Annotated in this window: 11 protein-coding genes; 7 read left to right on the top strand and 4 right to left on the bottom strand. The window is 74.3% G+C overall.

Annotated features, from left to right (window positions below; translation table 11 throughout):
• Positions 1 to 116: 116 nt before the first annotated feature.
• Complete coding sequence (locus tag E4U91_RS27530; RefSeq protein ID WP_137309321.1) at positions 117 to 962, top strand: GntR family transcriptional regulator; 846 nt, start codon at positions 117 to 119, stop codon at positions 960 to 962.
• A 192-nt stretch (positions 963 to 1,154) separates the two neighbouring features.
• Here the strand turns inward: E4U91_RS27530 and E4U91_RS27535 are convergent, their stop codons facing one another.
• The gene (locus E4U91_RS27535) at positions 1,155 to 1,943 is read right to left on the bottom strand and encodes a hypothetical protein (protein WP_137309322.1); all 789 of its coding nucleotides are present in this window, start codon (positions 1,941 to 1,943) and stop codon (positions 1,155 to 1,157) included.
• Between the two features lie 167 nt (positions 1,944 to 2,110).
• The gene (locus E4U91_RS27540; RefSeq protein WP_137309323.1) at positions 2,111 to 3,814 is read right to left on the bottom strand and encodes a PucR family transcriptional regulator; all 1,704 of its coding nucleotides are present in this window, start codon (positions 3,812 to 3,814) and stop codon (positions 2,111 to 2,113) included.
• Between the two features lie 366 nt (positions 3,815 to 4,180).
• On the opposite strand from E4U91_RS27540, the gene E4U91_RS27550 reads away from it, so the two are divergent.
• The 5 genes from E4U91_RS27550 to E4U91_RS27570 all read left to right on the top strand — a co-directional run bounded on the left by E4U91_RS27550 (position 4,181) and on the right by E4U91_RS27570 (position 10,876).
• On the top strand, positions 4,181 to 5,074 hold the full coding sequence (locus E4U91_RS27550; RefSeq protein WP_137309325.1) for an FAD binding domain-containing protein: 894 nt from the start codon (positions 4,181 to 4,183) through the stop codon (positions 5,072 to 5,074).
• Complete coding sequence (locus tag E4U91_RS27555) at positions 5,074 to 5,658, top strand: (2Fe-2S)-binding protein (RefSeq protein WP_137309326.1); 585 nt, start codon at positions 5,074 to 5,076, stop codon at positions 5,656 to 5,658. The genes E4U91_RS27550 and E4U91_RS27555 overlap by 1 nt, the downstream gene beginning before the upstream one ends.
• 1 nt (position 5,659) lies before the next feature.
• Complete coding sequence (locus E4U91_RS27560) at positions 5,660 to 8,056, top strand: xanthine dehydrogenase family protein molybdopterin-binding subunit (protein WP_137309327.1); 2,397 nt, start codon at positions 5,660 to 5,662, stop codon at positions 8,054 to 8,056.
• A gap of 162 nt (positions 8,057 to 8,218) precedes the next feature.
• Positions 8,219 to 9,676, top strand: a complete 1,458-nt coding sequence (locus E4U91_RS27565) for an NCS2 family permease (protein ID WP_137309328.1) — start codon at positions 8,219 to 8,221, stop codon at positions 9,674 to 9,676.
• A gap of 48 nt (positions 9,677 to 9,724) precedes the next feature.
• Entirely contained in the window at positions 9,725 to 10,876 is a 1,152-nt protein-coding gene (locus tag E4U91_RS27570; protein ID WP_137309329.1) for an XdhC family protein, read from the top strand.
• A gap of 406 nt (positions 10,877 to 11,282) precedes the next feature.
• On the opposite strand, the gene E4U91_RS27575 is transcribed toward E4U91_RS27570, so the two are convergent.
• Both E4U91_RS27575 and E4U91_RS27580 read right to left on the bottom strand, forming a co-directional pair.
• Positions 11,283 to 11,723 (bottom strand): SRPBCC family protein, encoded by a 441-nt coding sequence (locus tag E4U91_RS27575; protein WP_137309330.1) that lies wholly within the window; start codon positions 11,721 to 11,723, stop codon positions 11,283 to 11,285.
• A gap of 80 nt (positions 11,724 to 11,803) precedes the next feature.
• Entirely contained in the window at positions 11,804 to 12,586 is a 783-nt protein-coding gene (locus E4U91_RS27580) for a polysaccharide deacetylase family protein (RefSeq protein WP_168218167.1), read from the bottom strand.
• A gap of 130 nt (positions 12,587 to 12,716) precedes the next feature.
• Between E4U91_RS27580 and E4U91_RS27585 the strand changes: the two genes are divergently transcribed.
• A complete protein-coding gene (locus E4U91_RS27585) occupies positions 12,717 to 13,679 on the top strand; it encodes an NAD-dependent epimerase/dehydratase family protein (RefSeq protein ID WP_137309331.1) in 963 nt (320 codons plus the stop codon).
• The last annotated feature ends 86 nt before the right edge of the window (positions 13,680 to 13,765 follow it).

Genomic DNA, 13,765 nt, shown 5'->3' on the forward strand with positions numbered 1-13,765 from the left:
CAATGGTGGACGCAATTGGAAGTGGCGGCCGCTGCGCCTAAGGTGCTTGACGGACGAGTAACAACCGGACCTAATGACCCCAAGTACCGACAAGCCCGGAGCCGGAGGAGGACCCCGTGACACAGGGCACGCAGGGCTCCGCCGGGACGGGAGCGCCCGAGGGCGCGGCGCGCGCGCCGCGCGTCCCCGCGCAAGGGCGGGCCGCGGACGGCGGCGGACGGGTCCGGCCGGGGGAGGGCGGGGCCGACGGTGCGGGCGGTACCGGCGCTGCGGGCGCCCGGGGGGAGCACGTCCACTCCGAGACGCCGCTGCCGCGGCCCGGCGTACCGCGTCCCGCCGTGCAGCGCTCCTCCGTGCGCGGGCAAGTGCTCGACGCGCTGCGCACCGCGCTGGTCGCCGGTGACCTCACGCCCGGCGAGGTGTACTCCGCCCCGGCGCTCGGGGAGCGGTTCGGGGTGTCCGCGACCCCCGTGCGCGAGGCGATGCAGCAGCTCGCCCTGGAGGGTGCCGTCGAGGTCGTCCCCAACCGGGGTTTCCGCGTGGTCCGGCGCGGGGCGCGGGAGCTCGCCGAACTGGCCGAGGTGCGGGCGCTCGTCGAGGTGCCGGTGATGCTGCGGCTCGCGCGGACGGTGCCGGCCGAGCGGTGGGCCGAACTGCGGCCGCTCGCGGAGGCGACGGTGCGGGCGGCGGCCTCGGGGTGCCGGGCGACGTACGCGGAGGCCGACCGGGCCTTCCACCGGGCGGTGCTGGCGCAGTCGGGCAACGAGCAGTTGGTGCGGATCGCGGAGGACCTGCACCGGCGGGCGCAGTGGCCGTTGGTGGGTGGGGTGCGGGGTGGGCGGGAGCGGGCGGAGCTGATCGCTGACGCGGCGGAGCACGGCGCGTTGCTGGATGCGTTGGTGGGGCGGGATCTCGACGTGGTCGGGGCGTTGGTGCGGGAGCACTTCACGGGCGCGGTCTGATGTTCGGCGGCGGGTGGTGGGGTGGTTGCGCGCCGTTGCTGGGGGCTGCCGCCCCCAGGCCCCCGCTTCGGCCCTGAAGGGGCCTCGTCCTCAAACGCCGGACGGGCTGGAAGCACCGGGCGCTCGCCGAGAAGCCCTCGGAGGGGCGCGAGAAGACGGGCTGGATGCACCGGGCCCGCGCCGAGACGTCCCCTACGCCGTCGCCGTTCCCGGAGGGGCCAGCTGGGTCGCCAGCCACGTCGGTACGCCTCCCAGGAGGCGGAACAGGCGGCGGGCCTCCTCGCGGAGGCGGGAGGCCTGGGGTTCCGTCTCGGCGTCCGCGAGGGAGACCAGGGCCGGGGCGGTGCCGACCAGGTAGCCGAGTTCCTCGCGGATGCGCAGGGACTCGGTGAAGCCGTGGCGGGCCTCGGCCAGTTCGCCCTCGCGCAGGGCCAGGCCCGCGAGGTGGCGCCAGGTGAAGGAGAGCAGGAGCAGGTCGCCGTGGGCGGTGGCGCCCGCGTGGGCGCGGCGGAACGCGGCGCGGGCCGCCTGGGGGGCCTCGGCGACGTTCTGGGCGACCAGGCCGCGCCGGAAGTCCAGCAGGGCCCGGGCGGCGGCGCCGGGCGGGATCAGGGCGGCGGCGCGGCCGAGGGCAGCACGGGCCTCGTCGGCGCGGTCGCGCACGCCGTGCAGGGTGGCGGCGTAGGCCAGGTACCCGCGTTCGCAGGCGGCGGCGCCGCGTTCGTCGTCGGTGTGGGTGAGGGCCTCGGCGGTGCGCAGGGCGTCCTCGGCCTCCTCCCAGCCGTGCTCGGTGTACAGGCACCGTTCGACCAGCAGCGACGCCCGTTGCAGGGCGGTCGCCGCGGTGTCGGGCGGGAGCAGGGCGGCCGCGTCGCCCCAGCAGGCCCGCGAGCGCAGCCGCCACACCGCGGTCTGGAGCGGATCGTCCCCGGCGGTGCCTGCCGTACCGGATCCCATACCGGACATGGCGGGTTGCGCCACGTTGCCCTCCCGTAGGCCGTGTCCAAGCCTTGTCGTGCGCCGGCACCCGTGGAGCTCATGAGTGGGTGGGCGCATCTCAGCACGGATCACCGGGCCGGGCCAAGGGGGCGGGTGAAGGATTTCACAAAGTCGTGGGACTCCGCGGTGGCGGGAAGGCGCGGGTGGCGTCAGCTCATCCGCAGTGCCAGGAAGAAGTCCAGCTTGTCCTCGAGGCGCGAGAGGTCACGGCCCGTCAACTGCTCGATTCGCCCGACCCGGTAGCGCAGCGTGTTGACGTGCAGGTGGAGACGGGTCGCGCAGCGGGTCCAGGAGCCGTCGCAGTCGAGGAACGCCTCCAGGGTGGGGATCAGCTCGGCGCGGTGGCGGCGGTCGTAGTCGCGCAGCGGGTCGAGCAGGCGGGCGGTGAAGGCGCGGCGCACGTCGTCGGGGACGAACGGCAGCAGCAGGACGTGCGAGGCGAGCTCCTGGTGGCCGGCGGCGCACACCGGGCCGGGGCGGGCGGCCGCGACCCGGCGGGCGTGCCGGGCCTCCTCCAGCGCTCCGCGCAGCCCTTCGGCCGAGTGCACGGCCGCGCTGACGCCGAGGGTGACCCGGCCGTCGCCGTCGAGCCCGGCCGTCAGCGGCTCGCGCACGGCGGCCAGCAGGGCGTCGGCCTGGACGCCGGTCTCGGAACCGTCGTGCTCGCTGACCACCGCGGGCAGCGGCACCAGCGCGACGGCCTCCTCACCGGTGTGGGCGACGGCGATGCGGTCGGCGGGTTCCGCGCCGGGCGAGGAGGCGGGGCCCGCGGCGCCGGTGGGCCCCGCGGCGTCGGCGAGGACCTCCTCCAGCAGCGCCTGCGCCGCCGGGCCACCGTCGAGGCCGGCGCCGTCCCACTCGACGCGCGCGACCACGACCTGCCAGTGCGGGGCGGCGCCGAGGCCGGGCAGCAGCACCGGGGCGGCGACCCGCAGCCGGGCCGCGATCTCGGCCGGTGCGGCGCCCGTCTGCACCAGCTCCAGGACCTCCTGGGCCAGCCGGCGGCGCACCGTGCGGGCCGCGTCCCGGCGGTCGCGTTCGACGGCGATGAGCTGGGCGACGCCGTACAGCAGGTCCAGGCGCTCCTCGGGCCAGTCCCCGGCGTCCGCCTCCACGGCCAGCAGCCAGTCCGACAGGACCGTCTCGCGCACGTCCCGCGTGGCCTGCGGGCCCCGCCCGCCGGTGCGCACCGGGAACAGCGAGTAGACCTGCGCGCCGAGCGTCACCCGGTTCGGGGCCCGCCGGCCCGAGCGCACCGCGGCCAGGTGCTCGGCCGCGAGCCCGGCGCCCAGGCCGCCCGGCAGCGCCGCGCCTGCCGCCTTGGGGCCGGCGACGAGCCGCCCGGTGGGGGAGAGCACCCAGGCGCGCAGGTCCAGGTCGGAGCCGAGCAGGTCCAGGACCACGTCGGGGCCGCCGCCCGCCGGGCCGGAGGTCATCATGCGCCGGTGCCGGTCGACGACCGCCGCGAGGTCCCCGGCACGCTCGCCGCTCACCTGCCGGACGACGTGCTCGGTGATCGTGGCGAAGGCCACCGACTCGTGCACGGCGAACAGCGGCAGGCGGTGCCGGACGCAGGCGGCGACCAGGTCGTCGGGCACGTCGCCCAGCTCGGCCTCGCCGGCCGCCAGCGCGGCCACCCCGGCGTGCGCCAGGATCCGTACGAACGGCTCGGAGTCGGCGGCGTCGCGCCGCCAGGCCAGACCGGTGAGGACCAGTTCGCCGCCGGAGAGGTAGCGGCTGGGGTCGCGCAGGTCGGTGGTCATCACCCCGCGCACGGTGCGGTCCAGCTCGTCCTCGCCGCCGAGCAGCCGCAGCCCGAGCGCGTCGGTGTCCAGCAGTGCGCGCAGCCGCATTCTCGTCGCCGCCGTTCTCTGTCTAGAAATCTACGATGGATCGTGAGGGGTGTCGTCGGGCGGGACCCGTCGCGGGGCTCCCGGTCGCCGGCCCGGGCGGTCATGGTCCGCGCCCGGTGCGGGCCGGGCTGTTTCCCGCGTTTCCGCAGGAGAACCAGGAGGTTTCTGATGACCTCCGTTCATATGAATCTACAAGATGGCTGACGAGGCCAGCCAACTCCTTCATGGTTTCGGTGACTGACCCCGTCGGAGCACACCCCTGTGTACTGAGCCCACTCCGCGTGAACACCACATGAACGAGCCGGTCCCGCCGCACCGATCCTGGCTCGATCCGTACGCACCACGAGACGCAGAAGAGAGCCGGTCATGGACTTCCTTCGCCCCGCCAGCTGGGAGGAGGCGCTCGCCGCCAAGGCCGAGCACCCCGCCGCTGTGCCGATTGCGGGTGGCACCGACGTGATGGTCGAGATCAACTTCGACCACCGCCGGCCCGAGCACCTGCTCGACCTGACCCGTGTCGGCGACCTCTACGAGTGGGAGGTCGGTGAGGACAGCGTGCGGCTCGGCGCCTCGGTCCCGTACACGAGGATCATGGAGAACCTGCGCGCCGAACTGCCCGGCCTCGCCCTCGCCTCGCACACGGTCGCCTCCCCGCAGATCCGCAACCGCGGCGGCGTCGGCGGCAACCTCGGCACCGCCTCCCCGGCCGGCGACGCCCACCCCGCCCTCCTCGCGGCCGGCGCCGAGGTCGAGGCGGAGTCCGCGGCCCGCGGCACCCGGCTCATCCCGATCGACGCCTTCTACACCGGCGTCAAGCGCAACGCCCTCCAGTCCGACGAGCTGATCCGCGCCGTGCACGTGAAGAAGGCGGACGGGCCCCAGCAGTTCTCCAAGGTCGGCACCCGCAACGCCATGGTCATCGCGGTGTGCGCCTTCGGCCTGGCGCTGCACCCGGACACCCGGACCGTGCGCACCGGCATCGGCTCGGCGGCGCCCACGCCCGTGCGGGCGAAGACCGCCGAGGAGTTCCTGAACGCGGCGCTGGAGGAGGGCGGCTTCTGGGACAACGGGAAGATCATCACCCCGTCCGTCGCGAAGCAGTTCGCCGACCTGTGCTCCGCCGCCTGCAACCCGATCGACGACGTCCGGGGCACCGCGAGCTACCGCCGGCACGCGGTCGGCGTGCTGGCCCGCCGGACGCTGACCTGGACCTGGGAGTCGTACCGCGGCACCCACCGCGCCACCGAGGGAGCTGCGTGATGCGCGTCAATCTCACCGTCAACGGACGGCCGCAGGAGGCGGACGACGTCTGGGAGGGCGAGTCCCTGCTGTACGTGCTGCGTGAGCGGCTCGGCCTGCCGGGCTCCAAGAACGCCTGTGAACAGGGCGAGTGCGGGTCCTGCACGGTCCGCCTGGACGGCGTGCCGGTGTGTTCCTGCCTGGTCGCGGCCGGCCAGGCCGAGGGCCGGGACGTGGTGACCGTCGAGGGGCTCGCGGACTTCGCCCGGCAGCGGGCCGAGGGCGGCTGCGCGTCCGGCGCCTGCGGCGGCACCGGCCCGGACGAGGCGAAGGCCTGGCAGGCGGGCGGCGCCGACTCCCGGACCGGCGAGGGCACCGCACTGTCCCCGATCCAGCAGGCGTTCATCGACGCGGGCGCCGTGCAGTGCGGCTTCTGCACGCCCGGCCTGCTGGTCGCCGCCGACGAGATGCTGGAGCGCAACCCCACCCCGAGCGACGCAGACATCCGCGAGGCGCTGTCGGGCAACCTGTGCCGCTGCACCGGCTACGAGAAGATCATGGACGCGGTCCGGCTCGCGGCCGCCCGGCAGGGAGAGGCGGTCTGACGTGACTACTCCCACCACTCCCAACGGCACCCCCACCAAGATCACCCAGGGCGCGCAGACCCGGGGCGGCATCGGCGAGTCCACGCTCCGCCCGGACGGCACCCTCAAGGTCACCGGCGAGTTCGCGTACTCCTCCGACATGTGGCACGAGGACATGCTGTGGGGGCAGATCCTGCGCTCCACCGTCGCCCACGCGGAGATCGTCTCGATCGACACCTCCGAGGCCCTCGCGCTGCCCGGCGTGTACGCCGTGCTGACCTACGACGACCTGCCCACCGAGGTGAAGCACTACGGCCTGGAGATCCAGGACACCCCGGTCCTCGCGCACGGCAAGGTCCGCCACCACGGCGAGCCGGTCGCGATCGTCGCCGCCGACCACCCGGAGACGGCCCGCCGCGCCGCCGCCAAGATCAAGGTCGACTACCGCGAGCTGCCCGTCATCACCGACGAGGCCTCCGCGACCGCCCCGGACGCGATCCTCGTCCACGAGGGGCGCGACGACCACCACATCGGCCACGTCCCGCACCCCAACATCGTCCACCGCCAGCCGATCGTCCGCGGCGACGTGGCGGCCGCCCGCGCGCGGGCCGACGTGGTCGTCACGGGCGAGTACTACTTCGGCATGCAGGACCAGGCGTTCCTCGGCCCCGAGTCCGGGCTCGCCGTCCCCGAGGAGGACGGCGGTGTCCACCTCTACATCGCCACCCAGTGGCTCCACTCCGACCTGCGCCAGATCGCGCCCGTCCTGGGCCTGCCCGAGGACAAGGTGCGCATGACGCTGGCCGGCGTCGGCGGCGCGTTCGGCGGGCGCGAGGACCTGTCGATGCAGATCCACGCCTGTCTGCTCGCCCTGCGCACCGGCAAGCCCGTCAAGATCGTCTACAACCGCTTCGAGTCGTTCTTCGGGCACGTCCACCGCCACCCCGCCCGCCTGTACTACGAGCACGGCGCCACCCGCGACGGCAAGCTGACCCACGTGAAGTGCCGCATCGTGCTGGACGGCGGCGCGTACGCCTCCGCCTCCCCGGCGGTCGTCGGCAACGCCTCCTCGCTCGGCGTCGGCCCCTACCGGGTCGACGACGTGGAGATCGAGGCCATCGCCCTCTACACCAACAACCCGCCCTGCGGCGCCATGCGCGGCTTCGGCGCGGTCCAGGCGTGCTTCGCCTACGAGGCGCAGATGGACAAGGTGGCGAAGGAACTCGGCCTGGACCCGGTGGAGTTCCGGCAGCGCAACGCCATGGAACAGGGCACGCTGATGCCCACCGGCCAGCCCGTCGACTCGCCCGCTCCCGTCGCCGAACTCCTGCGCCGCGTCAAGGCGATGCCGATGCCGCCGGAGCGCCAGTGGGAGTCCAGCGAGGGCGCCGACGTACGGCAACTGCCCGGCGGCCTGTCCAACACCACCCACGGCGAGGGCGTCGTCCGCGGAGTCGGCTACGCGGTCGGCATCAAGAACGTCGGCTTCTCCGAGGGCTTCGACGACTACTCCACCGCCAAGGTGCGCATGGAGGTGGTCGGCGGTGAGCCGGTGGCCACCGTGCACACCGCGATGGCCGAGGTCGGCCAGGGCGGCGTCACCGTCCACGCCCAGATCGCCCGCACCGAGCTCGGTGTCGCCCAGGTGACCATCCACCCCGCCAACACCGAGGTCGGCAGCGCGGGTTCGACGTCGGCGTCCCGGCAGACCTACGTCACCGGCGGCGCCGTGAAGAACTCCTGCGAGCTGGTGCGCGAGAAGGTCCTCGAGCTGGGACGGCGCCGGTTCGGCGCGGCCCACCCGGCCTGGGCAACGGCGGAGCTGCTGCTGGAGGGCGGCAAGGTCGTCACCGACGGCGGGGAGGTGCTCGCCGACCTGGTGGACGTCCTCGGTGACGACGCCGTGGAGGTCGAGGCCGAGTGGCGGCACCGGCCGACCGAGCCCTTCGACCTGCGCACCGGCCAGGGCAACGGCCACGTGCAGTACTCCTTCGCCGCGCACCGCGCCGTCGTCGAGGTCGACACCGAACTCGGCCTGGTCAAGGTCGTCGAACTGGCCTGCGCCCAGGACGTCGGCAAGGCGCTCAACCCGCTGTCCGTGATCGGCCAGATCCAGGGCGGCACCACGCAGGGCCTGGGCGTGGCGGTCATGGAGGAGATCGTCGTCGACCCGAAGACCGCAAAGGTCAGGAACCCCTCCTTCACGGACTACCTGATCCCCACCATCCTCGACACGCCGACCATCCCCGTCGACGTGCTCGAACTCGCCGACGACCACGCGCCGTACGGGCTGCGCGGCATCGGCGAGGCCCCCACCCTGTCCTCGACCCCGGCCGTCCTCGCGGCGATCCGCAACGCGACGGGACGGGAACTGAACCGCACGCCGGTCCGGCCGGAACACCTCACCGGCACCGCGTGACAGACCCTCCGGGCGGCGCCGGCGCCAGTCACCGCGCCGCCCGGAGCAGAGATCGTTCGTCTCGGGCCGTCCCCCGGGTCGTGCGGCCGATGCACCTTCCCAAATCCCGTATCCGCAGCCGCGCAGGACGGGTGCCCCTATGAACCTTGGGAGTAGGCCCACATGACCCAGCAGTCACTGGAGCCGAGGACCACAGCCGACGACGCGGGCGACGGCGCCCGCGTCCCGGCCGGCAGGTCCTGGCTCGACCGGTACTTCCACATATCCCGGCGCGGATCGAGCGTCGCGCGCGAAGTGCGCGGTGGCGTCACCACCTTCATGGCGATGGCGTACATCCTGTTGCTCAACCCCCTGATCCTGTCCGGCAAGGACGTGGCCGGGGACACCCTGGGCCGGCAGGCCCTGATCACCGCGACCGCCTTCGCCGCGGCCGCCACCACGCTGCTGATGGGCTTCGTCGGCAAGGTGCCGCTCGCGCTCGCCGCCGGCCTGTCCGTCTCCGGGGTGCTCTCCTCGCAGGTCGCCCCGCAGATGACCTGGCCGCAGGCGATGGGCATGTGCGTGGTCTACGGCGTGGTCATCATGCTGCTGGTCGTCACCGGCCTGCGCGAGATGATCATGAACGCGATCCCGCTGGCCCTCAAGCACGGCATCACCATGGGCATCGGCCTGTTCATCGCCCTGATCGGCTTCTACAAATCCGGCTTCGTGCACCAGGGCAAGGCCACCCCGGTCTCCCTCGGCCCGGCGGGCGAACTCGCCGGCTGGCCGGTGCTGCTGTTCGCCGGCACCCTGCTGCTGATCTTCATGCTCCAGGCCCGCAACGTCCCCGGTGCCATCCTCATCGGCATCGTCACCGGCACGGCCGTCGCCGCCGTCCTCAACGCCGGCGGGGTCGTCGCGGCCGGCGCCTGGGCCAACGGCGCGCCCGAACTGCACGGCAGCGCCGTGTCGATGCCCGACTTCTCGCTCTTCGGCCACGTCGACTTCGGCGGCTGGGGGCAGGTCGGCGCGATGACCGTCGGCATGATCGTGTTCACGCTGGTGCTCGCCGGGTTCTTCGACGCGATGGCGACCATCATCGGCGTCGGCACCGAGGCGCGGCTCGCCGACGACAAGGGGCGGATGCCGGGCCTGTCCAAGGCGCTGTTCATCGACGGCGCGGGCGGTGCGATCGGCGGCGTGTCCGGCGGCTCGGGCCAGACCGTGTTCATCGAGTCGGCGACGGGCGTCGGCGAGGGCGCCCGGACGGGCCTCGCCTCCGTGGTGACGGGCCTGTTCTTCGCCGCGTGCCTGTTCTTCACCCCGCTGACGGCGATCGTCCCCCAGGAGGTCGCGTCCGCCGCGCTGGTGGTCATCGGCTCGATGATGCTGATGAACGCGCGGCACGTCGACTGGGCCGACCGCGCCACCGCGGTCCCGGTGTTCCTCACCGTGGTGATCATGCCGTTCACGTACTCCATCACCGCGGGCGTCGCCGCCGGCGTGATCTCGTACGTGGCCGTCAAGACCGCCCAGGGCCGGGCGCGGGAGATCGGGGCCTTCATGTGGGGCCTGACGGCGATCTTCCTCGTCTACTTCGCCCTGCACCCGATCGAGAGCTGGCTGGGCGTCCACTGACGGCCCGCCCGACACCCCGTCCGCCGCAACCCGTTGAGGAGACCGAGCATGCTGGACATCGCCGAGGAACTGAACCGGTGGGTCGAGCAGGGACGTGAGTTCGCCGTGGCCACCGTCGTGGCCGTGGGCGGCAGCGCGCCCCGCCAGCCGGGCGCCGCCCTCGCGGTGGACGCCGACGGCACGGCGATCGGCTCGGTCTCCGGCGGGTGCGTGGAGGGGGCGGTGTACGAGCTGTGCCGGCAGGCGCTCCAGGACGGCGGGACCGTCCTGGAGCGCTTCGGCTACAGCGACGAGGACGCCTTCGCCGTCGGCCTGACCTGCGGCGGCGTCATCGACGTGCTCGTCACCCCGGTCCGGGCGGGCGACCTGGCCCGCCCGGTGCTCGCCGGCGCCCTCACCGCCGCCGCGGGCGGCGGGGCGGCGGCCCTCGCGCGGATCGTCTCCGGACCTCCCGAGCTGCGCGGACGGGCGATGCTGGTCCGCCCCGACGGCTCCCACGAGGGCGGCTTCGGCGCCCACCCCGAACTGGACCGCACCGTCGCCGCCGAGGCCGGCGCCTTCCTGGACGCCGGGCGCACCGGCACCCTGGAGATCGGCGAGCGCGGCTCGCGCTGCGGCAGCCCGCTGACCGTCCTGGTCGAGTCCTCGGTGCCGCCGCCCCGGATGATCGTCTTCGGCGCGATCGACTTCGCGGCCGCCCTGGTGCGCGTCGGCCGGTTCCTGGGCTACCGGGTGACCGTGTGCGACGCCCGGCCGGTGTTCGCGACGCCGGCCCGCTTCCCCGAGGCCGACGAGGTCGTCGTGGAGTGGCCGCACCGGTACCTGGAGCGCACCGAGGTCGACGGCCGCACGGTCCTGTGCGTCCTCACCCACGACGCCAAGTTCGACGTACCGCTGCTGGAGCGCGCGCTGCGGCTGCCGGTCGCCTACGTCGGCGCGATGGGCTCGCGCCGCACCCACCTGGACCGCAACCGCCGGCTGCGCGAGGCCGGCGTCACCGACCTGGAACTGACCCGCCTGCGCTCCCCGATCGGCCTCGACCTCGGCGCCCGCACGCCGGAGGAGACGGCCCTGTCGATCGGCGCGGAGATCGTCGCGAACCGCCGCGGCGGCACCGGGGCGTCCCTCACCGGCGCCCACACCCCGATCCACCACGACCGGCCCCCGCACCCCACGCGACGCATCGACTCGGTGGCCTGAACCCACGCCGACCGGCGGGTGCGGGCCGCCCGACGCCGGCCCGCGGCCCGCGGCTCGTCGGACGCGCTCCCCTGCCACCGCCCGCGGGTCCCGTCGCCGGATGCCGTGAGCCGCCGTCCGTGGGCGCCGGGTCCAGGTCCGCGCTCCTCGGGTGGCTGGTTCCCGGCTGTGGGCCGCCCGCCCGTGGGCGCCCGGTCTGGGTCCGCGCTCCTCGGACCGCCGGTTCCTGGCCGTTGGCCGTGGCCGCGCATCCCCGGTCGCTGGCTGCCGGTCCCGGCCCCCGACCACCGGCCACCGATCGCCGGCGCCTGGTCACCGACCACCGATCACCGGCCACCTGCCTGCGACCCCTGCCGCCGCCGATTTCCGGCCCCCGGCCACCGGACCCCGCCGCCACCCCCCGCCCCTACGGCGTCCGCAGGAGGCGGTCCGTCGCGCGGCCGAAGACGAAGCGGCCCGCGGTGCGCAGCGCCGGGTCGAAGAAGGGGGGTACGCGGCGGATGCCGATGTCCTCGGTCCAGCGGACGCGGGTCCGGCCGCCGGGTCTCGGGGTCACCTCGATCTCCGCCCAGCCGAGGACGACCCGGCCCCGTTTCTCCAGACGGCACAGGCCCGGCGCGTCGCCGGCCGGGGGCCGCCACACGGTGACCTCCATGCGGTCGTCGACGCGCAGCGGGCCGAGCACCGTACGGGCGACGAAGACGGTGCCCTGCCCCGTGGGCGGGGGCGTCTCCACCACCACCCGGGTCAGCGGGACCACGTCCCCGTGCCGGGACCACAGCGTGAGCCGGCGCCACACCTCCTCGGGCGGGAGGGGAGCGGTGCGTTCGAGACGGAAGAGGGCCACGGGACGATCGTAGGCACCGCGACGGGACCCGGCCCGCTCCCGGCCCCCGTGCGTGGTCGACGGCCGGGCCGACCGCCGGCTCAGCGGTACACCTTCCCCGGCCGCGCCGCACCCGGCGCCAGCAGCTGGGGCACCGTGACGAAGACGAAGCCCCGCTCCTTGAGCGCGTCGATGATGCCCGGCACGGCCGGGACCGTCCCGTCGTACAGGTCGTGCAGCAGGATGATCCCGTCCCGGTCGGCCCCGGCCAGTACCCGGCGCCGGATGAGCGCGGGGTCGGTGGTCCGGTAGTCCTTGGCCGTCACCGTCCACAGCACCTCCGCCAGCCCGAGCTCGCGGCAGACGGCGTGCACGGTGTCGTTCGTGCGGCCCTGCGGGGGGCGCATCAGGGTGGGGCGCCGCCCGGTCAGGCGCTCTATCGCCTCGTTGGTGCGCTCCAGCTCCGCGCGTACCTCGTCCGGCCGGATGCGGGTGAGGATGCGGTGGTCCCAGGTGTGGCTGGCCACCTCGTGCCCCTCGGCCGCCATCCGGCGTACCAGCCCGGGGTACTTCTCGATGTGCCGCGCGCCCAGCAGGAAGAAGGTCGCCGGGACCCCCTTGGCCCGCAGGACGTCCAGCAGGCGGGCGGAGTTCCCGCTCGGCCCCGCGTCGAAGGTCAGCGCCACGCACTTGACCTCGCGGCAGTCCACGCTCCCGAACCGCGGCTGGGCGGTCGGGCCGCCGGCGCCCTGGGTGCGGGCGCTGCTCGGGCGCGTGGTGCCGGCCCCGCCGCACCCGCTCAGGGCCGACGCCAGGCACAGGGCCAGTAACCCCCCGAGCAACGCGTTCCCCGTCTTCTTCGTCCTCTTGTCCAGAGAAGGCATGCCTGGACTATACGCAGCGTGTATGCACGCAGTGCATAGTCGGACGGTTGTGCCCGAAATCCAGGCATGTGTCCCTTTCGTCTGGTTACTCGCTCCGTCACCCCGTGCAGGCGAGAGCAAGGAGGGCCCCATGAGCGCACGCACCTGGCGCCGGGCACTGGTGACCGGCGGGGCCGGATTCGTGGGATCGCACCTGTGCGGACGACTGCTCGACGACGACGTCGACGTCGTCTGCCTCGACAACCTGTCCACCGGCTCCCGCGCCAACGTCGCCGCGCTGGAGCAGCGCCGGGGCTTCACCTTCGTGCCCGGCGACGCCACCGACCCCGCCGCCTGGCGCGCCCTGCCCGGCCGCTTCGACCTGGTGCTGCACTTCGCCTGTCCCGCCTCGCCGGTCGACTACCTGCGCCTGCCGCTGGAGACGCTCGACGTCGGCAGCACCGGCACCCGGTACGCCCTGGAGCGCGCCCGCGCCGACGGCGCCCGCTTCCTGCTCGCCTCCACCTCCGAGGTGTACGGCGACCCGCTGGAGCACCCCCAGAGCGAGGGCTACTGGGGCAACGTCAACCCCGTCGGCCCGCGCAGCGTCTACGACGAGTCCAAGCGCTTCGCCGAGGCCCTGGTCACCGCGCACCGCCGGGTGCGCGGCACCGATACCGCCATCGTGCGGATCTTCAACACCTACGGGCCGCGCATGCGCACCGGCGACGGCCGCGCCGTCCCCGCCTTCGTCGCCCAGGCCCTCGACGGCGCCCCGCTCACCGTCGCCGGCGACGGCAGCCAGACCCGCTCCCTGTGTTACGTCGACGACACCGTCGAGGGCGTCCTCGCCCTGGCCGCGTCCGGCGAGACCGGCCCCGTCAACATCGGCGGCGGCGACGAGATCACCATGCTGGAGCTGGCCCGCCGGATCATCGAGCTGACCGGCTCCGCCTCCCGGATCCGCTTCGTGGAACGCCCCGTCGACGACCCCGGCCGGCGCCGCCCCGACACCCGGCTGGCCCGCGAGCGCCTCGGCTGGGCGCCCCGGGTCGACTGGAGCGAGGGCCTGGAGCGCACCATCGGCTGGTTCGCCCGCGCCCAGGCCGCCTGAGCCTGCCGGGGCTGGCAGTCGGCACAGCCCTGTGAACACAACCGCACCGCGGCCGGGGCCGCACGCCCGCCTGTGGTCGCGCACGG

Source organism: Streptomyces lasalocidi (assembly GCF_005280215.1).
GTDB classification, from domain to species: domain Bacteria; phylum Actinomycetota; class Actinomycetes; order Streptomycetales; family Streptomycetaceae; genus Streptomyces; species Streptomyces longwoodensis.